This window comes from Nocardioides sp. (genome assembly GCF_035481145.1).
Classification (GTDB): Bacteria; Actinomycetota; Actinomycetes; order Propionibacteriales; family Nocardioidaceae; genus Nocardioides.
Map to the genome: position 1 here is coordinate 41,247 of NZ_DATIHB010000124.1, position 22,481 is coordinate 63,727.

Here is a 22,481-nt window from a genome sequence, read left to right on the forward strand (position 1 = left end):
GGACAGCCCCGGGGCTCAGCGCAGGAGCGCCTCGCTCAGCGCGTCCTCGATCCGCGGAGCGATCCGCTCGGGGCTGGTGGTGCTGCCGTAACGGGCAAGCACGTTGCCCTCGGCATCGAGCAGGAACTTCGTGAAGTTCCAGCGGATCTTGCGGCCCAGCCGCCCGGGCCGCTCCCGGGTCAGCCACCGGAAGAGGGGATGCGCCTGCTTCCCGTTGACGTCCACCTTGGCGAACATCGGGAAGTCGACGCCGTAGTTGCGCTGGCAGAAGGCGCCGATCTCCTCGGCGGTCCCGGGCTCCTGGCTGCCGAACTGGTTGCACGGGAAGCCGAGCACCGTGAAGCCGCGGTCGGCGAAGGTCTCCTGGAGCTGCTGCAGGCCGGCCAGCTGCGGGGTGAAGCCGCACTGCGAGGCAGTGTTGACCACGAGGACCACCTGGCCGGCGTACGCCGAGAGCGGCTGCTCCTGCCCCGCGAGGGTGGTGGCGGTGAAGTCGGACAGGGTGTTCATCGATCCTCCGGGAGTTGACGGCGAGAGCCACGGCGCGGAGGCAGCGGCACGAAGAACGAGGTGCGGGCAGCGTAGTCAGCCCACCCCGGGCGGCCGGCCATGTGCTTCTCGAGAAGCCGGGCGCCGGTGGCAAAGACTAGGAAGTACGTCATCGCGAGAGGGGCCACGATGGTCGCCACCGACCACCAGGTCGTCAGCGACACGAGCCAGACGCCCCACCAGACGCAGGCGTCGCCGAAGTAGTTCGGGTGCCGTGTCCAGGCCCACAGGCCGCGGTCCATGATCCGGCCCCGGTTGGCCGGGTCGGCCTTGAACCGGGCCAGCTGGGCGTCCCCGATGGCTTCGAAGGAGACGCCCAGCAGCCAGAGCGCCAGGCCGAGGGGGACCAGCGGTCCCCACCCGCCCGAGGACACCGCCGCGGCGGTGGCCGGCAGTCCCACCAGTACGACTGCCGCGCCCTGAGTCACCCAGACCTTCAGCACCCGCTGGAGCGGGGTCGTGCCCTCGAGCATCGCCGCGTAGCGCGGGTCCTCGCCGTGGCCGGCGTTGCGCCGGTGCATGTGCCACGAGAGGCGGGCGCCCCAGATCGTGACCAGGCCCGCGATCAGCCATGAGCGCCAGGGCGCGCCGGCGTCGAGCAGGCCGCCGACGACTGCGGCGGTCAGCGCGACCGCCGCGAGGGCGAGGCCCCAGGTGGTGTCGACGACCGAGTAGCGCCCCGCGCGCCGGGCGGCGTACGCCGTGACGGCCATGGCAGCGGCGGCGACCCCGGCCTGCGCGGCGAGCACCACGAGGAAGTCCATCGTCACCAGCCCCGGACCGGCGCGAGGTCGTGCGCCTCGCCGGGGCGCACCGCGAGGATCTGGTCGACGCCCATGCGGCCGTCGCGGAAGGCCATCCGGCCGCCGACGAGGTAGAGCTCCCAGACCCGCATGGCCTCCTCGCCGACCAGACCGCGCAGGTGCGCGCGGTGCTCGGTGAAGTTCTCCATCCACGCGTCGACGGTCCACACGTAGTGCTCGCGCAGGGCGTGGACGTCCCGGACCTCCAGGCCCGAGCCCTCGATCAGGTCGACGGTCTCGCCCACGGGTCGCATGTGCATGTCGGGGGCGATGAAGGACTCGATGAACGGGCCACCGCCGGGGAAGCGGCCGCGGCGCGACATCTGCTGCACCAGCACGCGGCCGCCGCGACGGACCGAGCCGGCCAGCACGGCGGCGTACTCGGGGTAGTTGGCCTGGCCGACGTGCTCGCCCATCTCGACCGAGGCGACCGCGTCCCAGCGTCCGACGACCTCGCGGTAGTCCTGCAGCAGGATGGTGACCCGGTCCTCCAGGCCGCGCTGGCGGATCTGCTCGTCGATGTAGGCCTTCTGCTCGGCGGCGATCGTCACGCCGGTGACCTGGGCGCCGAAGTGCTCGGCGGCGTGGAGCGAGAGGGAGCCCCAGCCACAGCCGACGTCGAGCAGGCTCATGCCCGGCTCCAGTCCCACCTTCCGGCAGATCAGCGACAGCTTGTCGCGCTGGGCGTCCGCGAGCGTGTAGCCCGAGGTGCCCGGCGCCTTCCGCCAGTACGCCGAGGAGTAGGCCATCGTCTCGTCGAGGATCAGGCCGTAGAACTCGTTGGAGAGGTCGTAGTGGTGGCTGATCGCGGCGCGGTCGCGGAGCTTGCTGTGCAGCCGGCCGCGCACGCGGGCCTGCGTGGCGGGCGGTGCCGGCGGGCGGCCGAGCGCACCGGCCCGGGCGGCGGCGCCGAGGGCGCGGGCCAGCGCGGCGAGCGTCGGTCGGCCCTCGAGGCCGCGCTGGCGGACCACCTCCCACACGTGGGTCAGCGCCGCGTCGAGATCGTGGTGGACCTCGAGCTCGCCGGTGACATAGGCCTGGGCGGCGCCGAGCTCACCGGGGTGCCAGAAGATCCGGCGGAGTGCATCGGCGCTGCGGATCTCCACCAGCGGAGCGTCCGCAGGGCCGGCCTCGGAGCCGTCCCAGGCCCGCAGCCGGACGGGCAGCTCGCCGCCGACGACGGGCTCGAGTCCGCGTGCGAGCTCCGCGGCGATGCCGGCACCGGCGGGGGCCGTGACGGGGTGCAGCGTGGTGGTCATCGGATCTCCTTGACGAACGTCATCTGCTGGACGTCGGTGTAGCCGGCGGCGAAGCCGCCCTGGCAGTAGGCGAGGTAGAAGTGCCACATCCGCACGAACGTCGGGTCGAAGCCGAGGGCGCGGACCTCGTCGATGTTGGCGCGGAAGGTCTCGTCCCACAGGCGCAGCGTCTCGGCGTAGTGCGCGCCCATCGAGAGCCGCTCCGTGACGCGGAGCCGCGTCTCGCGACGGGTGATCTTCTCGATCGCCTCGACCGAGGGCAGGAGGCCGCCGGGGAAGATGTACTTCTTGATCCAGGTGAAGTCGTCACGGGTGTCGAGCATCCGCTGGTGCGGCATGGTGATCGCCTGGAGGGCGAACCGTCCACCGGGCACCAGGAGCTCGTCGACCTTGCGGAAGTACGTCGACCAGTACTCGTCGCCGACCGCCTCGATCATCTCGACCGAGACGACCGCGTCGTATTCGCCCTCGACGAGCCGGTAGTCGAGCAGCTCGACGGAGACCCGGTCAGCCAGTCCGGCCGCCGCGATCCGCTGCTGCGCGAGCTCCAGCTGCTCCTGGGAGAGCGTGACCGTGCGGACCGTTGCTCCACGGGCGGCCGCACGCAGGGCGAGCTCGCCCCAGCCGGTGCCGATCTCGAGCAGGCGGGTGCCGTCGCCGACGCCGGCCTCGTCGAGGAGGCGGTCGATCTTCCGCTGCTGGGCAGCCTCCAGCTCCGCGCCCGCCACGTCGGCGCCCGTGGGGACCGGTGCGACGGCGACCAGGTGATCGCCCGAGCACACCAGCTCCGTGGGGAAGAGCGCGGAGGAGTAGCTCAACGTCCGGTCGAGGAAGAGCGTGAAGAGGTCGTTGGAGAGGTCGTAGTGGTGCGAGATGTTGGACCGGCTCTGGTCCACGGTGTTGCGGTGGCGGCGCGGCTCGCGGCGTACGTGCACGCGGCGCAGCCGCTGCATCCACTGGGGGACCAGCTGGTCGACCCGGGCCGCCAGCGTCGTCACCAGGAGCGCGATGTCGGGGGAGTCCCACGCGCCGGTCAGGTAGGCCTCGCCGAAGCCGATCAGGCCGTCGGTGCCCACCCGCTTGAGGAACTCGTCCTCGTCGTGGACGACGATCGCGGGACGGTCCGGGAGGACGGCGGTGTCAGCGCCCACCAGCTGGATCTCGAGGCGTCGGCAGACGGCGCCGAGCAGGCTGCTGGCGATGGCCGCCGAGACACGGGGACGGGTGCCGGAGGGCACGGTGGCCAGGTCCGGCCAGAGCTCGGTGTCGGGACGTGGCGCGCGGCCGACGGAACGGCTGGAGGTGACGGTCATCGGATTCCCTCCTGGGAGTCGTGGTCGGGCCGGGGCTGGATCGGCACGCGGCGCAGCCAGAGCAGGAGGCCCTGGAACTGGATGCGGAGCCGGCCCAGCAGTGCTGGCCAGGGGGTGCGGACGAGGGTGCCGAGCGCAGCGCGCCGGCCGGGGGGCAACGCCGTACCGGTCAACGTGGCGGCGAAGCCGTGCGGCTGCAGGGTGATGCCGACCGCGACCTGCTCGCCCGGGGTGGGCACGCTGATCTGGTAGTCGCCCGAGACGTCGTGGAACGGCGAGACGTACATCTGCTTCGGGGCCGTGGCGCGTCCTGCGGCGTCCGGGTGGACGACGTACGCGTGCCGGTCGCCGTAGGTGTTGTGCACCTCGATCAGGACGCAGGCCAGCTCGCCGCTCGCGCGGTGGCACCAGAAGACCGAGATCGGGTTGAAGCAGTGACCGAATGCCCGCGGGTGCGCGAGCATCAGGATCGTCCCGTCGACGGCGATGTCACGTCCGGCCAGGAAGGCGACGACGTTCTCCCGGATCGTGCGGTCGGGATCGCCGAGGTGGTCCGCGGCCCGGAACTCGCGGTGGACCCGGGCCGGCGGCAGGGCGTCGAGGTCGACGAGCCAGGTCCGCGAGCGGTAGCTGAACGTACGCCGCGGCGCGCGACGCGCGTGGCGGATCGTCGTCGTGTAGACCCGTCCGCCCTTGGGCAGCGCCACGGGTGCCGCCCACGTGAACCCGAGCCGCTCCGCCGCGTGCGCGCCCGAGCGCGCGCCGTCCTCGTGGAAGCCCCACCCGTGCCAGGCGCCGGCGAAGACGATCCGGTCGGTGTCGCACGCGCGCAGTCGGCGCTGGGCGGCGACCGACTCCGGTGTGTAGAGCGGGTGCTCGTACTCCCGGGTGGCGATGACCGTGGCCGGGTCGACGAGGTCGGTGCCGCCGAGGGTCACCAGGTAGGCGGTCTCCGTCTCGAGCCGCTGCAGCCGGGTCAGGTCGTAGGTGACCGTGACCCGACCCGCAGCATCGGTCCGCCGCCGGAAGTTCCATGAGCCCCGCGCCCGGCGGGCGTGCGGCAGCAGGGAGCTGTCGGTGTGCAGCTGTGCGGTGTTGGGCGAGTACTCGATCGCCCGCAGCACCTCGGACTGCTCCGCGGACGGCTCGGCGAGCATCGCCAGCGCCTGGTGGGGGTGCGTGGCCACGACGACTGCGTCGAAGAGCTCGGTGCGGCCGTTGCCGTCGGTGACCTCCACCCCGCCCGCGACCTCCTGCAGGGCCGTCACCTTGGTGCTGGTCCGCACGTCGTGCAGCCGGGCGGCGACGCGCTCGACGTACGTGTGCGAGCCGCCGGTCACGGTGCGCCACTGCGGCGAGCCCCAGATCTGGAGCATGCCGTGGTGCTGCAGGAAGGTGAAGAGGTAGCGCGCCGGGTAGGCCAGCGCGGTGTCGGGGTCGCAGGACCAGACCGCGGCGACCATCGGCTCCATGAAGTGCTGGCGGAAGTACGCCGAGAAGCCGTTGCGCTCGAGGAAGAGAGCCAGCGTCTCGTCATCGCCGTCCGCGGGCGACGCGAGCAGGCGCCGGGCGGCCCGGTGGAAGCGTGGGATCTCGCCCAGCATCCGCAGGTACGCCGCCCGGCCCAGGTTGGCGCGGGTCGGGAAGAGGCCGCGGAGGCCCAGCGCGCCGGCGTACTCCAGGCCGGTGGCGTCGTCGCGCACCGACATGGACATCTCCGACGGCTGCGTCTCCACGCCGAGCTCCCGGAAGAGCCGGAGCAGGGTCGGGTAGGTGCGCTCGTTGTGGACGATGAAGCCGGTGTCGATGGCCAGCTCGCGACCGTCGGCGTCGCGGACCCGATGGGTGTCGGCGTGGCCGCCGAGGCGGTCGTCGGCCTCGAAGAGCGTGACGTCGGCGGACTTCGCGATCACGTGTGCAGCGGTCAGTCCGGCGACGCCTGAGCCGACGACAGCCACCCGGCGCGGGGTTTCCCGGGCCGGTGAGGAGGCTGACATCAGGTCTCCTGGGTCAGATCGAAGAGGGCGATCGGGGTCGTCGTCGGCTGCGGTGAGCCACCGTCGGGCTCGACGGTGATGCCGGCGGCCGTGGCCTGGGAGGCGTCGCCGGTGAGGACGAGCTCCTGGTCTCCGGACGCGTCGATCAGGCCCGCGGGGACCATCTCGCCGTCGACCTGGAGCCAGAGCTCGTAGACCTTGCCCTCGGGCGGTGCCGGCATGTCGTCGGCCTTGAGGGCCGCGCGGCCGACGGACTCCGAGCGGTAGACGGTGACCTTGCCACCGTTCATCGGCACCGACGCGGTGTCCACGTCGGAGGCGGCGAGGACCTGGTCGAACGTGCTCGGCTGGTCCTCCCAGGGCTGGGTCACCAGCGTCCCGGTGCCGACCACGGCCACCGCCGCTGCTGCCACGAGGAGTCCGCGAAATCGGCGCCCTCTTCCTGCGGTACGGCCGGCGGCCGGGTCCTGTCGGGGAAGCGGCGGGAGTGGGCGGACCGTCTTGATGGCGCTGAGGACGTCGGCGCGGAGGTGGGCCGGAGGTACGGCCTCGGTGGTCTCGGCGAGGGAGGCGGCGGCACCGCGCAGGCTGTCGACCTCGGCGCGGCACTCCGCGCACTCGGCCAGGTGGCGCTCGAATTGGGCACGCTCGTGCTCGTCGAGGGCGTCGACCGCATAGGCCCCGGACAGGGCATGGATCTCGCTCATTGTCCGACTCCCATCGTGTCGCGGAGACGGATCAGTCCGTCTCGGATTCGTGTCTTGGCTGTGCCGAGTGGCAGCTCCAGCATGGATGCCACCTCCGTGTGCGTGTAACCCCCGAGGTAGGCCAGCTCGACGGCTTCGCGCTGGGTCGGGGTGAGGGTCTCGAGGGCCTGCCGGACCCGGCCGGCCTCGAGCGAGGCGGTCGCCGCCTCGGCGGTGACGTCACGCTCGACGGGCTCGGTCTCGCGGTGGTACGTCGCGTCGCGGCGCGAGGCCGCCTCTGCAGAGCGGACCCGGTCCACGCCCTTGCGGTGCGTGATGGTCAGCATCCAGGCCACCGCGCTGCCGCGGCTCGGGTCGAACCGGGAGGCCGTGCGCCAGATCTCCAGGAAGGTCTCCTGGGTCACCTCCTCCGCTTGCGCGGGATCGCGCACCACGCGGAGCAGGAGGCCGTAGACGCGAGCGGACATGGCGTCGTACAGCGTGGCGAACGCTGCCTCGTCTCCGCGGGCGGAGAGGCGCAGCAGTCCTGCCAGGTCGGGGGAGGCCGTCCCCTCCGGCGACGAGTCGCCGGAGGGGACGGAGCGAAGCCCACTCATGTGCTTCATCCTTGCCGATCCGTGAGGATCAGGGCATCAGAACGGTGTCGATGACGTACACCGTGGCGTTGGCGGTCGGGATGTTGCCGCAGAGGACGGCGGCGTTCTCCTTGGCGACGGTGAACTCCTCGCCGGAGCCCTTCACGGTGATCTTGTCGCCCGCGAGGGTCTCGTGGGTGCCCGCGACCTCGTCCGGCGACAGCTGGCCGGCGACGACGTGGTGCGTGAGGATCTTGGTCAGCAGCGCCTTGTCGGCGAGCACGCCGTCGAGGTCCTTCTTCGGGATCTTGCCGAAGGCGTCGTTCGTCGGCGCGAAGACGGTGATGCCGTCGGCGCTGTTGAGCGTGTCGCCGAGCTCGGCGGCGCCCACGGCGGCGACCAGGGTCTCGAGCAGCGGGTTGGCGCTGGCGGCGGTGGCGACCGGAGCGGTGGCCATGCCGTTGAACGAGCCGGCGCCCTCCTTCGGGATCGCCGAGCAGCCGGGACCGAAGGTGTCCGCGCCGGCGTTCATGGTGTCGGAGGCGGTGGTCTCGGGGGCGGACGGAGCGGCGTCGTCGTTGTTGCTGTCGGAGCCACACGCCATCAGGGAGAGGGAGAGCGTGCCGAGCAGGACGGCGGCGGAGCCGGTGCGACGGAGGTTCATGGTGGTGCCTTTCTGGTGGGTGAGCTTGTGACGGTGATTCGGAGCGGCGGGAAGACCGGATTGGATCTTTTTCGTGGCCTGGGTCACGACACGTTCACGACGACTTCCTGGATGCCGCTGGAGCCGTCGGGGAACGGCGTACGGCGCACGGGGGTCTGGACGTCGCCGTCCTTCGTGATGGCGCGGACCGCGACGAGGTGGCGCCCCTTGGGCGCGTCCCAGGGCAGGTACCACTGGCGCCAGTAGTCGAGGCCGGCGTCCGGTCCGAGCCGGGCGACCTGCCAGGCGCCTCCGTTGATGCGCACCTCCACGCGGGCGATGCCGCGGTGCTGCGCCCAGGCCACGCCGCCGATGACGGTCGTGCCCGCGTCGACGGTGGAGAACGGCTTGGGGGTGTCGATCCGGGCCGACACCTTGATCGGCGCATCGGTCGCCCAGCCGCGCTTGGTCCAGTAGGACTTCTTGGCGGCGTACGTCGTCAGGGTGAGCCGCTCGAGCCACTTGGTCGCGCCCACGAAGCCGTAGACGCCGGGGGTGACGAGCCGGGCCGGGAAGCCGTGGTCGGCGGGCAGGGGCTCGCCGTTCATGCCGACGGCGACGAGGACGTCGCGTCCGTCGCGGACCACGTCGAGCGGGGTGCTGATCGTGAAGCCGTCGACCGCGGTGCTGAGCAGCTGGTCGGCCTTGGTCCCCACGCCGGCGCGGTCCAGCAGGTCCTTCAGCGGTACGCCGAGCCAGCGCGCGGCGCCGACGTACTTGCCGCCGACCTCGTTGGAGACGCAGGTCAGGGTGATGTCGCGCTCGACCAGGGGCATCGCGAGCAGGTCGTCGAAGCTGAGCTCGAGCCGCTCCCTGACGTCACCGTCGATGGTCAGCGACCAGCGGTCGACGTCGACGCGCGGCACGACCAGGTTGGTGTCGACGCGGTAGAAGTCGCGGTTGGCGGTGCGGAACGCGCTGATCCCGTCGTGCTTCACCTCGAGGCCGGCCGGGAGCGGCGGGAGGGACTCGGTCGGTCGGGGCAGGACGACGTCGGCGATCCGGGTCCCGGTGCGGACCAGCCACTGGCCGGTCGCGGCAGCCGCGCCACTCAGTGCGGCCACTGCTCCGACGCCGACGAGGAGCCCGCGGCGGCCAGTGCGGGCGTGGCGGGCGCCGAGGACGGCCTGGGCGGTGCCGGGCAGGGGTGCGCTGTCGACGGCTTCGGTCGCCGGCGAGGTGTCCGCCGTGGGTGCGCCGGTCGGGCGTGCTCCGGCGAGCGCGTGCAGCCGAGTGGTGACGAAGGCGAGGACGGCGACGCCCACGAGCCCAGCGACCACGGCGGGGATCGCCTCGGTGGCTCCGGCCGCGGGGCGGGTCACCGCGAGGACACCGGCGAGCGCGACCAGGCCGATCAACAGCGCCGCGCCGAGCGCGAACGAGCGACGGACGAGCACACCCGCGCCACCCGCGAGCACCAGCGTGCCGACGGCGACGGAGGCGAGCAGGATCGGCTTGTCGGCGTTGCCGAGCTCGCGGACCGCCCACTCCTTCAGCGGGGTCGGGGTCAGGTCGATGACGGTCGAGCCGACTGCCAGGACGGGGGACGCGGCCGGGTTGGTCAGCGCGGCGGCGAGGTGGCCGAAGGCGATGCCGGCGGTGGTCGCGAGCAGGCCCGCGCCGGCGTACGCCGCGCGGGAGGTCGGTTCCAGGAGGGTGGCCATGCGGGTGGTTCGTCGCGGCCGCCCGCGCGGATTGGAGTCGAGGACGTCCGCGCCGACGTCACCTCGTGGTGACACGCGGGCGGACGACCCTTCCGGGTACGCACTGTCCCCGACATGATGGGCCCATGACCGACCAGGCAGAGACCCCGTTCGTCCGCTACTCCGTCGACGGTGCCGTCGCGACCCTCACCCTCGACTCGCCGCACAACCGCAACGCGCTGTCGCGCAAGCTGGTGACCGAGCTCTTCGACGGGCTCGCGCGCGCGGAGGCCGATGACGCCGTCCGGGTGATCCTGCTGCGGAGCGCCGACCGGGTCTTCTGCTCCGGTGCCGACCTCTCCGAGGCCGCCACCACCTCGATGGAGGAGGGGGCACGCGCGATCGTCGAGCTGCAGCGCCGCATCGTCGCGGCGGAGAAGCCGGTCGTCGTGCGGCTCGACGGCCCGGTCCGTGCGGGCGGCACCGGCATCGTCGCGGCCGCCGATGTGGCCATCGCCAGCGAGGACGCTCACTTCGCGCTCACGGAGGTGAAGCTCGGCGTCACTCCGGCGGTCATCTCACTCACGGTCCTGCCGCGGCTGAACGACCGCGCGGCCGCCCTGACCTGCCTCGGCGGTGAGAAGTTCAGCGCTGCTGAGGCGGCGGCGTACGGGCTGGTGACGGAGGCCGTTCCGGCCGACCAGGTGGACGCGCGGGTAGAGGCTGTCTGCGCGAGCCTGGCGACCGGCCACCCGCAGGGCCTGCGCGAGACGAAGAAGCTGCTCAATCGCGCTCTGCTGGCCGACATCGACGCCCGCGGCGAGGAGCTCGCCCAGCTCTCCGCCCGCCTCTTCGGCACCGACGAGGCGCGCGAGGCGATGATGGCGTTCCTGACCCGCGGGAAGTAGAGCTGTAAACCCCGTTTACTGGCGCGAGGTGTGTCCTGCAACGCGGGCCTCGCGGAGGTAAACGGGGTTTACAGCCGGCCCGGGGCGAGCAGGGCGGACCGACGACGCCGGAGCATGGCCCGGTGACGACGTTCCCGTGTGGTGCCCGTAGTCTTGGGGGCTTCCGTTTTCTGAGTCACCGCAGGGGTTCACGTGTCGACTGACGCCCAGTCCGCCGAAGAGATCGCCGCCGCCGAGATCGCGGCGGAGCAGGCGTTCGTCGACCGCGTGCAGGCCCAGCTGTCGGCCTCGCAGGCCCAGGCCGCTGCCCTCGCGGAGGAGGGCCGTGGCCGCGGTGCCCTCGGCCACGAGGGAGGGCTCGTCGAGCGTGATGCGATGGTCTACCAGGCCGCCAAGCGGATCGCGCAGCTCGACGCCGCCGCCGAGGGCCTCGTCTTCGGCCGCCTGGACCTCTCGGCCGAGCTCGACCCCGAGCCGCGCTACGTCGGCCGCATCGGTCTGCGCGACGAGAACCGTGACTCCCTCCTCATCGACTGGCGCGCCCCCGCAGCCGCGGTCTTCTACCAGGCCACGGCCGCCGACCCGAAGGGCGTCGTACGCCGCCGGGTGCTGCGCTCGAAGGCGACCACGGTCCTCGGCGTCGAGGACGAGCTGATCGACGCCGAGGACCCCCGCGCGACCGAGCTGCCGATCGTCGGCGAGGGGGCGCTCATGGCGCAGCTCTCCCGCGCCCGTGACCGGCGGATGCACTCGATCGTCGCGACCATCCAGGCCGAGCAGGACAAGGCGATCCGCGCACCCGGCAAGGGCGTCACCTCGATCTCCGGTGGCCCGGGCGTCGGCAAGACGGTCGTCGCGCTGCACCGTGCGGCGTACCTCCTCTACAACGACCGCCGTCGCTACGAGACCGGCGGCGTGCTGATCGTCGGCCCTTCCGGCGTCTTCATGCGGTACATCGAGCGTGTGCTCCCGTCGCTCGGCGAGACCGCGATCGCGCTGCGCTCGCTCGGTGAGGTCGTCGACGGCGTGAAGGCCTCGCGCCACGACGACCCGGCGTTCGCGGACGTCAAGGGCAGCATCCGGATGGCCGAGGTGCTCCGCCGGGCCGCGCGCCAGTCCGTGCCCGGGGCGCCGCGTGAGTTCCGGATGTTCTACCGCGACAACGTGCTGCTGCTCGACAACCGGATCCTCGGCCAGCTGCGCCGGCAGATGCTCTCCCAGGGCCGCCGCAACAAGCAGATCCCGCGCGTTGCCTCGACGCTGCTCGACGCCCTGTGGCGCCAGGTGCGCAGCGAGCGAGGCAAGGAGCGCGGGCGGAAGGCCTTCGAGGACGACCTGCTCGACGACCACGCCTTCCTCGAGTTCGCGAACGCCTGGTGGCCGCCGCTCGAGGCGCGGACGGTGCTCGGCTGGCTCCGTGAGCCCGACTTCCTGGCGCGGGTGGCCGACGGCATCCTCAGCGCCGACGAGCAGGCGCTGCTGGTGAAGTCGTGGTCCGTCGCGGCCGACCTGAGCATCGAGGACGTGCCGCTGCTCGACGAGCTCCGCTACGCCATCGGCGACGTGCCCCAGGCAAGCGACGAGGACTCCGGCTATGGCGACTTCGTCGGCTCCGACATCCAGGAGCTGACCACGGCCGGTGAGCGTGAGTACCGCTCGGCCCGCGCCTGGACCGCGCCCACCCACCGGATCGAGGACGACCCGTTCGCCCACGTCCTCATCGACGAGTGCCAGGACCTCACCCCGATGCAGTGGCGCATGGTCGGCCGGCGCGGTCGCACCGCCTCGTGGACGATCGTCGGCGACCCGGCGCAGTCCTCGTGGCCGATCCGCGCCGAGGCCGACGAGGCCCGCCGCGAAGCCCTTTCGGGCAAGGAGCTGCACGAGTTCCACCTCTCGACCAACTACCGCAACTCCTCCGAGATCTACGCGTACGCCGCCGCCTACGCCGCCCGGGTCGGCCTTGACGCCGACCTCCCCACGGCCGTGCGGTCGACCGGTGTCGAGCCCGTGCAGGTGCGCGTGGACGACCTGGAGGCGGGTGTGCGCGCCGAGGTCGTGCGCCTCGCCGGCGAGGTCGAGGGCACCGTCGGCATCGTGGTGCCAGCCGCGCGTCGGGGGGAGGTCGAGCGCTGGCTGGCCGGCTGGTCCGAGGTCGCCGACGAGGCGCCCAACGCCGGCACCGGTCGCGACACCTCCAACGACCGGATCGTCGTCCTCACCGGCCTCGACACGAAGGGCCTCGAGTTCGACGGCATCGTCGTCGTGCGCCCGCAGGAGATCGAGGACGAGGCATCGACCGGCAAGGCGACGCTCTACGTCGTCCTGACCCGTGCGACGCAGCTGCTCTCCGTCGTCTCCTGACCACTCGCGCTCAGTGGGCGAGGCCGTAGAGCCGGTCGCCGGCGTCACCGAGGCCGGGGACGATGTAGCCGTTCTCGTTGAGCTTCTCGTCCATCGCGGCGGTGACGATCGTGACCGGCACCGCCACCCCCTCCAGCCCCGCCTCGAGCGCGTCGCACCCCTCGGGCGCGGCGAGCAGGACGACGCAGGTGATGTGGTCGGCACCGCGATCGACGAGGAACCTGATGGCCGCCGCGAGCGTGCCGCCCGTCGCGAGCATCGGGTCGAGCACGTAGACCTGCCGACCGGAGAGGTCGGCGGGCAGCCGCTCGGCGTACGTCGTGGCCTCGAGCGTCTCCTCGTCGCGCACCATCCCGAGGAAGCCGACCTCGGCCGTGGGCAGGAGCCGCATCATCCCGTCGAGCATGCCGAGACCGGCGCGCAGGATCGGGACGACGAGGGGCTTCGGCGAGGCGAGCGCGGTGCCGGTGGTCGGGGCCACGGGCGTGACGATCTCGCGCGGCACGACCCGCACCTCACGGGTGGCCTCGTAGGCGAGCAGCGTGACCAGCTCGTCGGCGAGGCGCCGGAAGGTCGGCGAGTCGGTGCCGACATCGCGGAGGGTGGTCAGCTTGTGGGCGACGAGCGGGTGGTCGACGACGACGGTCTGCATGCACGGAACTTTCCCATGGTCGTAACACAAACAGGGTTGGTCACCGGTCACGAACCTGTCACGCTGGGCCCATGGCGAGCCCCGACGACGTCGACATCGCCCTCGCGGCCTACCGCGAGGAGGGGGTCTGGCAGCTCGAGGAGCTGGCGGACCCGGTGCTCACGAGCCTCGACACGGTGATCGCAGGGCTGCGCCGCTTCCCGGGCGATGGCGGCGCGCTCGGGCTGCTCGCGCTCGACGAGGACGTCTTCCTGCTGGTCCGCGTGATCGGTCCCCGCGTCCGGCTGCTGCTCTCCGACGTCACCGCCGCCGACATCTTCGACCTCGCGCGGGAGGCGATCGAGCTCCTGGCACTGCCCTATCCCGAGGAGGACGACGAGCCCGTGCCCGCCGGTGACCTCGGCATCGTGGCGGATCTCGGCATGCACGCCGACGCGCTGGGTGAGCTCATCGACGACATGGAGCTCTACCCCGACGAGATGCTGTCGGAGATCGCCGACCGGCTCGGCTTCGGTGGGCGGTTCGACGACCTCGTGGGGCTGGCCAGCGCGTGATCCCGCACCAGCAGTGGGTCGAGCCGATGCGGTTGGCCCTCGACGAGGCGCGGGGGGCGCTGGTCACCGGCGACGTCCCGATCGGCGCGGTGGTGCTCGCACCCGACGGCGAGGTGATCGGGCGCGGGCGCAACATCCGCGAGGCGACCGGTGACCCCACGGGCCACGCCGAGGTCGTCGCGCTCCGCGAGGCCGCCGCGGCCGTGGGGGAGTGGCGGCTCTCCGGTTGCACCCTCCTGGTCACCCTCGAGCCCTGCACCATGTGCGCCGGCGCGATCGTCCTCTCCCGGCTCTCGCGCCTCGTCTTCGCGGCGTACGACGACAAGGCCGGCGCCGTCGGCTCCCTCTGGGACGTCGTCCGCGACCGTCGCCTCAACCACCGGCCCGAGGTCGTGGCCGGCGTGCTCGCGCGCGAGGCCTCCGGCCTGCTCGACGACTTCTTCCGCGCACAGCGGACCTGATTTTCGACCCGCGGCGCGCCTCCGGTAAGGTTCCGCACGGTGCCGTGTCCGAGCGGCCTAAGGAGAACGCCTCGAAAGCGTTTGTGGGTGTGAGCCCACCGAGGGTTCAAATCCCTCCGGCACCGCCAGTCGATCAGCCCCGGGTCCGCCCGGGGCTGATCGCATTTCTGGGCAAGGTCGCCCCGCTCAGGTCGCCCCGCCGGCCGTCGATGCGGCGGTCGCGGCCATGACCGCGATCATCACGGCGTCCTCGGACGCCTTGACCGCGGCACGCACGGCCTCCGACGCCCACACGCCCTCGGTCAGGGCCTTCGCGCGCTTTGCTGCCTCCCTGCGCCGACCCTTGGGGACGACACGCTTCACCTGGCCACCCGCCCCGAGCAGCGCCCCCAGCGCACCGAGGCGCTCGTCCGGCTCCCGCTCGCCCAGGAGCACCGCGCGTACGCCGTCCGCGAGCTCGTCGCGGCGGGCCGCCGGCCGGACGGAGTACCGCGTGGTGGGGAAGAGGCCCAGCACCTTCGCGGGCCGTGCCTCGAGCAGGCCTTCGGCGGCGAGGGCCTCGTAGGCGGCGCGGGGGAGCTTCTTGCCGAGCCTGGTCACGGCGTCGGAGGCGCGACGGGGCTTCCGCCCCCGGGCGAGGCGGGCGAGCGCCTGGTCGAGGTAGGCGGTGCCGACGGGGGTCTGGTCGACGACGAGCACGCGGGCCTTCTTCCCCTCACCGGTGACCTCGAGCCGGCCGGCGAGGAGCAGGTCGTTGAGCGCCGCGCCGCCGAGCATGATCTCCCCGTAGGAGCCGAGCCGGCGGGTGCCGGTGGCCGGGTCGAGGGTGAGCAGCGCGAGGTCCGAGACGGTGGTCATGCTCCGAGCATGCGGCACGCGGTGCTGGGACGCACGCGACCGCGGTACCGACCGTGCTGACTTTGGTCGCGCCCGGGGGTGCGGGCCGCCGGAGTCCCGGAGCCTGAGCGGGCGCCATGGCGCACTACCGCGTCAGAAGTGGCACTACCGCGCCCGTGTGCGGGCGCGGTAGTGCCGGTAACCCCGCTTTACAGCAGGTCGCGAAAGCTCAGCGCCCCCAGCGCAGACCCTTCAGGAGGCGGCCGACCATCTCCTTCTGCGAGGCGGTCTCGCGCGGGACGGCCGCTGCCTCGTCCTCGGCGTGGGCACGGGCCGCGGCCGAGTCGGGAAACGCCTGGTAGGCGATGTTGAGCACCTTGTGCGCGGTCTTCGGGGCGGCGGTGTGCAGCGCGGCGCCGAACTGGCCGCCGAGGGTGTTGATCGCCTCCGGCTTCTCCACCAGTGCGCGGACCACGATGTCGCCGGCCTGGCCCGGAGAGATCGTCGGGAACTTCTCGTACATCTTGGTCGGCGCGATCATCGGCGTGCGCACCAGCGGCATCCGGATCGTGGTGAAGGAGATGCCGTCGCTGTGCAGCTCCGACCCGACGACGTTCGACCAGGAGTCGAGGGCGGCCTTCGACGCGGCGTACGCCGAGAACCGGGGGATCTTGGTGAGGACCGCGATCGAGGAGAGGTTGACGACGTGGCCGCCGCCGGTCGCGGACATCTTCGGGATCAGGCCCATCACGAGGCGGATCGCGCCGAAGTAGTTGAGCTGCATGGTGCGCTCGAAGTCGTGGAAGCGGTCGAGCGAGAGCTTGATCGAACGCCGGATGGAGCGGCCGGCGCTGTTGACGACGAAGTCGATGCGCGGGAGCTCGTCGGAGAGCTTCGCTGCGAGGGCGTCGATCGCCTCGTAATCGGAGAGGTCGCACGAGTAGACGAACGCCGTGCCGCCGCGCATCTCGATCGTGCGCTGCAGGGTCTCGAGCTTCTCGCGGCCGCGGGCGACGAGGACGGGGATGCCGCCCAGCTGGGCCACCTTCTTGGCGGTCACCTCGCCGATGCCGGAGGAGGCGCCGGTGATCACGACGTACTTGCCCTCGAGTGCGCGCCGGGCCTTCTTGTCGCGGGCGGTGCTGTCGTCGAGGTTCTCCTCCCAGTAGTTCCACAGCGCCTCGGCGTACGACTCCAGCGGCGGCACGCTGATGCCGGAGCCGGCCAGCAGCGCCTGTGCCCGGGAGGAGTCGAAGGTCGCGGTGAAGTTGACGTGGGCGAGGACCTCGGACGGGATGCCGAGGCGGCCGACGGTCTGGTCGAAGACGGCGCTGACCGGCCTGGAGTGGACCGCGGCCGCGAAGAGGGACGCCGGGCGCAGCGCCTCGGGCAGCGCCTTGATGGCGGCCGACTCCGAGATCCGTCGGTCGATCGGGGTGGCGAACTTCGGTGCCCGCGCCGCGCGGCAGAAGAGGTTGATCATCTCGATCGCACCCTGCGGGTCCGGGTTGGTCAGGAAGAACGCCTGGCCATCCTGGCCGGGGACGTGGGCGAGGTGATCCATCGCCTTGGCGACGTAGTCGACCGGCACGACGTTGGTGTCGCGCAGGTCGAGACCGAGCAGCGGGATCCAGCCGGGCAGCGAGTCACGCAGCCGCTTGATCAGCGGGAAGAAGTAGTAGGGACCGTCGATCTTGTCCATCTGGCCGGTCTCCGAGTGGCCGACCACGATCGCCGGGCGATAGACGCGCCACGGCACCGGCGACTCCTCGCGCACGATCTTCTCCGACTCGAACTTCGTCCGGTGGTACGGCGAGGGGAGGGGCTGCCCCTCGTCGAACATGTCCTCGGTGAAGACGCCCTTGTAGTCGCCCGCGGCCGCGACCGAGGAGACCTGGTGGAACGTGCCGGCAGCGAGCGCGCCGGCGAGCTCGAGCGCGCTGCGGGTGCCGTCGATGTTCATCGCATCGTTGGTCGCGTCGTCGGCAGTCATGTCGTAGATGGCGGCGAGGTGGAAGAAGTGGCCGATCTCGCCGGCGTGCGCCTTGATCCACTCCGGAGCGACGCCGAGCTGCGGCGCCGAGAGGTCGCCCACGACGGGGACCACCCGGTCCGAACCCCACTCGTCGATCAGCTTCTGCAGGCGGCTCAGCGAGCCGGCCCTGCAGAGCACGAAGATCTGGCCCTCACGGTTGGCGATGAGCTCCTGGACGAAGAAGCGGCCGATGAAGCCGGTGGCGCCGGTGACGAAGTAATCGGACATGGGTGCACGCTGCCGTTCTGGGGAGGGCCCGTCAAGGGCTGGGCTCGGAAGGTGTGGAGGGTTTGGGTACGCTGTAGTACCAAGATAGGGAACAATCCTCCGAATCGATAGGGTCAGCCACGTGTCTGTGTCCGACGTCACCCCCGACCGCCTCCCGCGCGGCAGGCACGGCATCGATGCCGATGTCGTGGTCGCCTCCCAGCGTGAGCGGCTGCTCCGCGCCGTCGTCCAGGTCGTGGGCGAGCGCGGCTGGCGTGGCACCCGCATCGCCGACGTGGTCGCCGCGGCCGCGGTGTCGCGCCGCACGTTCTACGAGCTCTTCGACGGCCTCGAGGGCTGCTTCAGTGCGGCCATCGAGACCGGCTTCGCCCAGCTCATCGCCGCCATCGACCACGAGGACGTCGCCGTGAGCGACGACTTCGGCGACCGCGTGCGCCGTTTCCTCCGCGCCTACGTCGACCTGCTCTCCTCCACGCCCGGGGCGACCCGTGCGCTGCACGTGGAGATGCTCCGTGGCAGCGACGAGGTCCGCGCGCTCCACGACCGGGTCATGGAGGCGATCGGCGAGCGGCTGCTCGTCTCCCGTTACGGCGACGGCGACCGTGACGGCGTGCCGAGGGACTTCGGCGTCACGCTGGTCGCGGGCTTCGAGCACCTGCTGAGCCGCCACATCCGGGCGGGGGGCGACGAGGCGGGCCTCGCCCTCGTCATCGATGATGCGGCCGAGATCGCCGTACGCGCCCTGGCCTGAGGCGGCAAATCATGCCTCGAGTGCATGCGGGACCTCTCAATGAGGCATTGGACGCATGGGTATACCAAGTGGACAATGGTGAGGTACGCCACTCCCCACACTCGAAGGATGTTCTTCGCCATGGCCGCCCCCGCTGTCTCCCCGTCCGCGTTCGTCGTCGAGGCGCGCCGTGACTGGCAGGTCACCGCGCCCTATCTCGCGCCGCACCGCCCGGACCGCGAGCCCTGGGGTGTCCACCACGTGAAGCTCGAGGGCTCTCTGGCGACCGCGTGCGGGGAGTCCGCTGTCGCATGGCCCGTCTTCTGGGGTCGCGACTTCGACACCACGGCGAAGGGCGCCTGCCCGCGCTGCGCCCACGTCCTGCGGATCGCTCACGCGCCGGAGCGCCTGGCGTCCGCCTGACGGGCTCTCCGCGCCGCAGCTCCCTGTCGGGCTCTTCGATCCGGCGGGGCCTGTAGGCCTCGCCGGATCGGACGCGCCACAAGCCATTGACAACGCCAGTTGTCGGGTCTTGGCTGAGCCCATGGCCAAACGCAGTCGCAGCATCGGTCTCGATCCCGAACGGGACTACCTCGAGATCATCCGCAACCTCTCCCTGTACGAGTTCCCGTGGGACACGCTGCAGGCCCTGAGCTTCGCGCTCTTCCGCACCTATGCCGTGCCGAGCATCGGCGGGCTGCTGGACCGCACCGGTGCCTTCACGGGCGACACCCAGAAGCGCTACGACGACACCGCGCTCCTGCTCGAGGTGGCGTTCGTCGAGGGCTTCGAGAGCCGGCAGGGCAAGGCGGCACTCCGGCGCATCAACCAGATGCACAAGATGTACGACATCAGCAACGACGACATGGTCTACGTGCTGTCGACGTTCGTCGTAGTGCCGGCGCGCTGGATCGCCGAGTTCGGCTGGCGTCCCCTCGAGGAGAACGAGATCCGCGCCGGGGTGCGCTACTACCGCGAGCTCGGGCGGCGCATGGGCATCCGTGACATCCCGGAGACGTACGACGACTTCGCGCGGCTGATGGACGACTACGAGGCCGCGCACTTCGCGTACGACGCGGGCTCGGCGCGGGTGGCTGCGTCCACGCTCGAACTGCTGGCGTCCTTCTACCCCGTTCCGCTGCGCCGGGCCGTCGACCTCTTCAGCCGGTCGCTGATGGAGCCCCAGCTCCTGGCGGCGTTCGACCTGCCGGAGCCCGGCCGCGCCGCCCGCCACCTGGCCCGGCTGGCCCTGAAGCTGCGCGCGCGGTTCGTCGCGCTGCTCCCGCCGCGCCGCCGGCCGACTCGCGTCGCCGAGATGCCGCGGATCAAGAGCTACCCCGACGGCTTCGTGGTCGAGGAGATGGGCACCTTCGCCCCCGGCTGCCCGGTGCCGCATGTGCGGTCCCGCGCGGAAGGAGCCTGAGATGCCGTTCGGGCCAGGCTCCCTGCTCTACGAGTCCTACGGGGACCGGGCCGGTTTCCTCTTCGCCCCGGCGACCGGCCTCATGCAGCTGATGTACCCCGCGCTCGGCAAGGGGGTCGAGGAGCACTCCGCGTTCTACGAGGAGCCGTTCGAGCGACTCGTCCGGTCGGTGCCCCAGATCCTCGGGATGATCTTCGACGGCGACACGGCCGACGAGCAGGCGCATCGGGTCCGCGACTTCCACCGCGACATCAAGGGCGTCATGCCGTCAGGGGAGCGCTACCACGCGCTCGACCCCGCGACCTTCTTCTGGGCGCACGCGACCTTCGTCGACGTTGCCTTCCGGGTTGACGACCTGGTGGCGCGGCGCATGTCGCGCACGGTGCGCGAGGCGTACTACGCCGAGACCGTCGACTGGTGGCGGATGTACGGCATGACGATGCGGGTCGTTCCGCGTAGCTACGGGGACTTCCTCGAGTACTGGGACCACCACGTCGAGAACGTGCTCGAGGTGACGCCCGCTGCGCAGGGGCTGATCGACTTCCTCAACCAGCCCTGGCGGATGGAGCAGCCGTGGCTGCCTGCGCCGTTGTGGAAGGTGGGCTCGCGCCTGGGGGGCCTCCCTGCCCGTGACGTCGCGGTCGGTTGCCTTCCCGCGGTGCTGCGGGAGCGGTGTGGCTTCGCGTGGGGCCCCGTCCAGGCGGCCGGGCACGCGGCGTTCATGACCTCGGTGCGGCTGACCTGGCCGCGCCTGCCCGAGGCGGTGCGCCTGCTTCCCCGTGCCCGCGCCGCCTATCGACAACAGGGGCGGACCGGCTTCGAGGCTGCGATCGCGCGCGTCAGCGACACCCGGGTCGCGTGATCCGGAGGGCCGCAGCCTGGTGGACCCGCTCCGCGCCGGGGGACTGGTTGGCGGGAGCGGGCCACTGTCCGGCGTACCCACGAAGCACCGGGGCTAACGCGCCCTCGACGAAGAGGTGCCGGCAAAAAAGGAGGTCCGCCCGGCAGGCTGCCGGGCGGACCTCGCCCGCGGGGAGGGGTGCGGGGTCGGGGGCGGCTCAGGAGCCGTACAGCGCGCGGATCCCTTCCGCGTCGTGCGTGGTGAAGCTCAGGTCGTCGGAGGTGCCGTTGCACTGGGGGTAGTGCATGATCGAGGCCGAGTCGTACGGCGTCAGCGGCCGCCAGTTGTTGTCTTCGAAGCAGGTGCCCGACTCGGGGCGGGTGTGCTCGTGGCGGAAGCCGAGCGTGTGGCCCAGCTCGTGACCCAGGATGTTCGCGGGCGACCACGAGCCGGCGGTCCAGATCGAGTCGTCGATCAGCACGTTGCGCGAGCGCTTCGGGGTCGAGGGGAAGAACGCACGGGCGATGTACTGCGTGGTGCTGACCGGCTCGACGGAGAAGAGCACGCGGTTGTTGCGCGTGTTGCAGGAGGAGTCCTCGGCAGCGACGTAGGTGAAGTTGATCTTCGAGGTCGCGCCCTCCCAGAGGCTCGCTCCGCCGGCCATCGCGTTGACGACGTCGCCGTGGCGGCTGCCGAACTTCGTGCTCACGCAGTACGTCAGGTTCATCGCCTGGCTCGCCGACCACCTGTCGTCGGTGCCCTGCACGGTGTTGACGACGAGACCGTCCTCGACGGTCCTGCCCTTGGGGGCGTTGGTCAGAGAGTCGTAGAACTGGCGCAGCTCGCCGGTGCTGTCGACCGGCTCGTCGCCGTTGACGATGCGGACGCCGGTCGGGTCGGTGTACGTCGTGGCTTCGAACTGCTGCCAGGACGGAACGTCCGCGGCGTAGGCGGTTCCGGCGATGGCGGTGGTGCCGACGACGGCCGCGAGGGCCGTCTTCCACGTGGTCAGGGGCATGGGTTGGTCCTCCGGGTGTCAGTGCCTGCGGTAGCAGGTCACGTCAAGGTAGGAAGCCGCCGTCGCTGTCGGGAAGGGTGCACGAACTGCACCTTTCTGCAATGCACGAACCTGCAGGTCACGGCCTGATCACGACCACGCTCAGCCCGCGCCGAGGCCGGGTCGGGGAGGTCAGCGGGGACCGGCGATGCCGTCGTACATGACCCGCTGGATCGCGGCCCGGAGGCGCTGCTGGTCGAGCTTCGGGTCGTGCAGTGCGGCGAGCACGGAGGCGAGGATCATTCCGTTGATCGCGCGCGCGGTGTTGTCGACGTCGAGGTCCTCGGGGAGGTAGCCCTCCTGTACGCCGTGTCCGACGTACGCCGCGGTGAGCGAGGTTGCGAGGGCCATGAAGTCGAGGATCCGCTCGCCCATCTCCTTGTCGATGCCCGGTGCCTCCAGCAGCAGCATCCGCGGGATGCGCGGATCCTCACCGAAGACGTCGGCCAGGGCGTCGCCGATGCGCACCGTCTGCGCGCGATAGTCCTCGAGGGTGTGCACGGCATCGGGGGCGTTCTCGGCGGTCAGGGTGGCGATGACCCGCTCGATCAGGTCGGTGATGACGTGCTCGACGATGTCGCGCTTGTTGGCGAAGTAGCGGTAGAAGGTGCCGTGGCCGATGCCGAGTCGCGCGGCGATGTCGGCGATGCCGGTCGCGTGGTAGCCCTGCTCGGCGAAGCAGTCGAACGCCGCGTCGATGATCTCGCGTCGCAGCTCCGCCTTGCGTCGCTCGACGCGGCTGAGCGGGGCGATCTCCTCGGCGGTCATGTCCGGAGTCTATTGCCGGTGGCCAGAAAATGACATACCGTTCCGGTACTGACATTGCATTCCGCAGTGTCGTG

Annotated in this window: 22 protein-coding genes and 1 tRNA gene; 9 read left to right on the forward strand and 14 right to left on the reverse strand. The window is 71.5% G+C overall.

Features of this window, described 5'->3' with window-relative positions; all coding sequences use genetic code 11:
• Positions 1–15: 15 nt before the first annotated feature.
• The 9 genes from VLF38_RS10355 to VLF38_RS10395 form a co-directional block, all read right to left on the reverse strand.
• Positions 16–510 carry a glutathione peroxidase gene (locus VLF38_RS10355; RefSeq protein WP_325271183.1) on the reverse strand — a complete coding sequence of 165 codons (495 nt, stop codon included), beginning with the start codon at positions 508–510 and terminating at the stop codon, positions 16–18.
• On the reverse strand, positions 507–1,313 hold the full coding sequence (locus VLF38_RS10360) for a DUF1295 domain-containing protein (RefSeq protein ID WP_325271184.1): 807 nt from the start codon (positions 1,311–1,313) through the stop codon (positions 507–509). Before VLF38_RS10360 ends, VLF38_RS10355 begins: the two co-directional genes overlap by 4 nt.
• Before the next feature lie 2 nt (positions 1,314–1,315).
• Complete coding sequence (locus tag VLF38_RS10365) at positions 1,316–2,611, reverse strand: cyclopropane-fatty-acyl-phospholipid synthase family protein (protein ID WP_325271185.1); 1,296 nt, start codon at positions 2,609–2,611, stop codon at positions 1,316–1,318.
• Positions 2,608–3,924 (reverse strand): cyclopropane-fatty-acyl-phospholipid synthase family protein, encoded by a 1,317-nt coding sequence (locus tag VLF38_RS10370; RefSeq protein ID WP_325271186.1) that lies wholly within the window; start codon positions 3,922–3,924, stop codon positions 2,608–2,610. The genes VLF38_RS10365 and VLF38_RS10370 overlap by 4 nt, the downstream gene beginning before the upstream one ends.
• Entirely contained in the window at positions 3,921–5,921 is a 2,001-nt protein-coding gene (locus tag VLF38_RS10375) for an FAD-dependent oxidoreductase (RefSeq protein WP_325271187.1), read from the reverse strand. Before VLF38_RS10375 ends, VLF38_RS10370 begins: the two co-directional genes overlap by 4 nt.
• On the reverse strand, positions 5,921–6,628 hold the full coding sequence (locus VLF38_RS10380) for an anti-sigma factor (protein WP_325271188.1): 708 nt from the start codon (positions 6,626–6,628) through the stop codon (positions 5,921–5,923). Before VLF38_RS10380 ends, VLF38_RS10375 begins: the two co-directional genes overlap by 1 nt.
• Positions 6,625–7,224 (reverse strand): ECF RNA polymerase sigma factor SigK, encoded by a 600-nt coding sequence (gene sigK / locus VLF38_RS10385; protein ID WP_325271189.1) that lies wholly within the window; start codon positions 7,222–7,224, stop codon positions 6,625–6,627. Before sigK ends, VLF38_RS10380 begins: the two co-directional genes overlap by 4 nt.
• A gap of 28 nt (positions 7,225–7,252) precedes the next feature.
• Positions 7,253–7,867 carry a fasciclin domain-containing protein gene (locus VLF38_RS10390; protein ID WP_325271190.1) on the reverse strand — a complete coding sequence of 205 codons (615 nt, stop codon included), beginning with the start codon at positions 7,865–7,867 and terminating at the stop codon, positions 7,253–7,255.
• An 83-nt stretch (positions 7,868–7,950) separates the two neighbouring features.
• Positions 7,951–9,570, reverse strand: a complete 1,620-nt coding sequence (locus tag VLF38_RS10395; RefSeq protein ID WP_325271191.1) for a molybdopterin-dependent oxidoreductase — start codon at positions 9,568–9,570, stop codon at positions 7,951–7,953.
• Positions 9,571–9,695: 125 nt separating this feature from the next.
• On the opposite strand from VLF38_RS10395, the gene VLF38_RS10400 reads away from it, so the two are divergent.
• Both VLF38_RS10400 and VLF38_RS10405 read left to right on the forward strand, forming a co-directional pair.
• Positions 9,696–10,457 carry an enoyl-CoA hydratase family protein gene (locus tag VLF38_RS10400; protein ID WP_325271192.1) on the forward strand — a complete coding sequence of 254 codons (762 nt, stop codon included), beginning with the start codon at positions 9,696–9,698 and terminating at the stop codon, positions 10,455–10,457.
• A 192-nt stretch (positions 10,458–10,649) separates the two neighbouring features.
• Positions 10,650–12,821 carry a HelD family protein gene (locus VLF38_RS10405; RefSeq protein WP_325271193.1) on the forward strand — a complete coding sequence of 724 codons (2,172 nt, stop codon included), beginning with the start codon at positions 10,650–10,652 and terminating at the stop codon, positions 12,819–12,821.
• A gap of 10 nt (positions 12,822–12,831) precedes the next feature.
• Here VLF38_RS10405 and upp read toward each other — a convergent pair whose 3' ends face one another.
• A complete protein-coding gene (gene upp / locus VLF38_RS10410; RefSeq protein ID WP_325271194.1) occupies positions 12,832–13,473 on the reverse strand; it encodes a uracil phosphoribosyltransferase in 642 nt (213 codons plus the stop codon).
• Positions 13,474–13,544: 71 nt separating this feature from the next.
• On the opposite strand from upp, the gene VLF38_RS10415 reads away from it, so the two are divergent.
• The 3 genes from VLF38_RS10415 (at position 13,545) to VLF38_RS10425 (ending at position 14,616) form a co-directional block, all read left to right on the forward strand.
• Positions 13,545–14,027: a tRNA adenosine deaminase-associated protein gene (locus tag VLF38_RS10415; protein WP_325271195.1), complete on the forward strand. Its 483-nt coding sequence runs from the start codon at positions 13,545–13,547 to the stop codon at positions 14,025–14,027.
• A 26-nt stretch (positions 14,028–14,053) separates the two neighbouring features.
• Positions 14,054–14,488: a nucleoside deaminase gene (locus tag VLF38_RS10420; protein WP_325271213.1), complete on the forward strand. Its 435-nt coding sequence runs from the start codon at positions 14,054–14,056 to the stop codon at positions 14,486–14,488.
• 38 nt (positions 14,489–14,526) lie between these two features.
• Positions 14,527–14,616: transfer RNA gene (locus VLF38_RS10425), tRNA-Ser, on the forward strand.
• A 58-nt stretch (positions 14,617–14,674) separates the two neighbouring features.
• On the opposite strand, the gene VLF38_RS10430 is transcribed toward VLF38_RS10425, so the two are convergent.
• Together VLF38_RS10430 and VLF38_RS10435 are read right to left on the reverse strand one after the other, a co-directional pair.
• Positions 14,675–15,346, reverse strand: a complete 672-nt coding sequence (locus tag VLF38_RS10430; RefSeq protein WP_325271196.1) for a GOLPH3/VPS74 family protein — start codon at positions 15,344–15,346, stop codon at positions 14,675–14,677.
• 208 nt (positions 15,347–15,554) lie between these two features.
• Positions 15,555–17,588 (reverse strand): SDR family oxidoreductase, encoded by a 2,034-nt coding sequence (locus VLF38_RS10435; protein WP_325271197.1) that lies wholly within the window; start codon positions 17,586–17,588, stop codon positions 15,555–15,557.
• Positions 17,589–17,709: 121 nt separating this feature from the next.
• Between VLF38_RS10435 and VLF38_RS10440 the strand changes: the two genes are divergently transcribed.
• The 4 genes from VLF38_RS10440 to VLF38_RS10455 all read left to right on the forward strand — a co-directional run bounded on the left by VLF38_RS10440 (position 17,710) and on the right by VLF38_RS10455 (position 20,603).
• A complete protein-coding gene (locus tag VLF38_RS10440) occupies positions 17,710–18,339 on the forward strand; it encodes a TetR/AcrR family transcriptional regulator (RefSeq protein WP_325271198.1) in 630 nt (209 codons plus the stop codon).
• A gap of 120 nt (positions 18,340–18,459) precedes the next feature.
• Complete coding sequence (locus VLF38_RS10445; RefSeq protein ID WP_325271199.1) at positions 18,460–18,741, forward strand: hypothetical protein; 282 nt, start codon at positions 18,460–18,462, stop codon at positions 18,739–18,741.
• Positions 18,742–18,862: 121 nt separating this feature from the next.
• Positions 18,863–19,741 (forward strand): oxygenase MpaB family protein, encoded by an 879-nt coding sequence (locus VLF38_RS10450; protein ID WP_325271200.1) that lies wholly within the window; start codon positions 18,863–18,865, stop codon positions 19,739–19,741.
• A 1-nt stretch (position 19,742) separates the two neighbouring features.
• A complete protein-coding gene (locus VLF38_RS10455) occupies positions 19,743–20,603 on the forward strand; it encodes an oxygenase MpaB family protein (RefSeq protein ID WP_325271201.1) in 861 nt (286 codons plus the stop codon).
• A gap of 196 nt (positions 20,604–20,799) precedes the next feature.
• On the opposite strand, the gene VLF38_RS10460 is transcribed toward VLF38_RS10455, so the two are convergent.
• Together VLF38_RS10460 and VLF38_RS10465 are read right to left on the reverse strand one after the other, a co-directional pair.
• Positions 20,800–21,600, reverse strand: a complete 801-nt coding sequence (locus VLF38_RS10460) for a M57 family metalloprotease (RefSeq protein ID WP_325271202.1) — start codon at positions 21,598–21,600, stop codon at positions 20,800–20,802.
• A gap of 171 nt (positions 21,601–21,771) precedes the next feature.
• Positions 21,772–22,407 (reverse strand): helix-turn-helix domain-containing protein, encoded by a 636-nt coding sequence (locus VLF38_RS10465; RefSeq protein ID WP_325271203.1) that lies wholly within the window; start codon positions 22,405–22,407, stop codon positions 21,772–21,774.
• Between the last annotated feature and the right edge of the window lie 74 nt (positions 22,408–22,481).

Coding starts and splice junctions, on each gene's coding strand:
- VLF38_RS10355 (WP_325271183.1), bottom strand. CDS start 510: ATGAACACCCTGTCCGACTTCACCGCCACCACCCTCGCGGGGCAGGAG.
- VLF38_RS10360 (WP_325271184.1), bottom strand. CDS start 1,313: ATGGACTTCCTCGTGGTGCTCGCCGCGCAGGCCGGGGTCGCCGCCGCT.
- VLF38_RS10365 (WP_325271185.1), bottom strand. CDS start 2,611: ATGACCACCACGCTGCACCCCGTCACGGCCCCCGCCGGTGCCGGCATC.
- VLF38_RS10370 (WP_325271186.1), bottom strand. CDS start 3,924: ATGACCGTCACCTCCAGCCGTTCCGTCGGCCGCGCGCCACGTCCCGAC.
- VLF38_RS10375 (WP_325271187.1), bottom strand. CDS start 5,921: ATGTCAGCCTCCTCACCGGCCCGGGAAACCCCGCGCCGGGTGGCTGTC.
- VLF38_RS10380 (WP_325271188.1), bottom strand. CDS start 6,628: ATGAGCGAGATCCATGCCCTGTCCGGGGCCTATGCGGTCGACGCCCTC.
- sigK (WP_325271189.1), bottom strand. CDS start 7,224: ATGAGTGGGCTTCGCTCCGTCCCCTCCGGCGACTCGTCGCCGGAGGGG.
- VLF38_RS10390 (WP_325271190.1), bottom strand. CDS start 7,867: ATGAACCTCCGTCGCACCGGCTCCGCCGCCGTCCTGCTCGGCACGCTC.
- VLF38_RS10395 (WP_325271191.1), bottom strand. CDS start 9,570: ATGGCCACCCTCCTGGAACCGACCTCCCGCGCGGCGTACGCCGGCGCG.
- VLF38_RS10400 (WP_325271192.1), top strand. CDS start 9,696: ATGACCGACCAGGCAGAGACCCCGTTCGTCCGCTACTCCGTCGACGGT.
- upp (WP_325271194.1), bottom strand. CDS start 13,473: ATGCAGACCGTCGTCGTCGACCACCCGCTCGTCGCCCACAAGCTGACC.
- VLF38_RS10415 (WP_325271195.1), top strand. CDS start 13,545: ATGGCGAGCCCCGACGACGTCGACATCGCCCTCGCGGCCTACCGCGAG.
- VLF38_RS10420 (WP_325271213.1), top strand. CDS start 14,054: ATGCGGTTGGCCCTCGACGAGGCGCGGGGGGCGCTGGTCACCGGCGAC.
- VLF38_RS10430 (WP_325271196.1), bottom strand. CDS start 15,346: ATGACCACCGTCTCGGACCTCGCGCTGCTCACCCTCGACCCGGCCACC.
- VLF38_RS10435 (WP_325271197.1), bottom strand. CDS start 17,588: ATGTCCGATTACTTCGTCACCGGCGCCACCGGCTTCATCGGCCGCTTC.
- VLF38_RS10445 (WP_325271199.1), top strand. CDS start 18,460: ATGGCCGCCCCCGCTGTCTCCCCGTCCGCGTTCGTCGTCGAGGCGCGC.
- VLF38_RS10450 (WP_325271200.1), top strand. CDS start 18,863: ATGGCCAAACGCAGTCGCAGCATCGGTCTCGATCCCGAACGGGACTAC.
- VLF38_RS10455 (WP_325271201.1), top strand. CDS start 19,743: ATGCCGTTCGGGCCAGGCTCCCTGCTCTACGAGTCCTACGGGGACCGG.
- VLF38_RS10460 (WP_325271202.1), bottom strand. CDS start 21,600: ATGCCCCTGACCACGTGGAAGACGGCCCTCGCGGCCGTCGTCGGCACC.
- VLF38_RS10465 (WP_325271203.1), bottom strand. CDS start 22,407: ATGACCGCCGAGGAGATCGCCCCGCTCAGCCGCGTCGAGCGACGCAAG.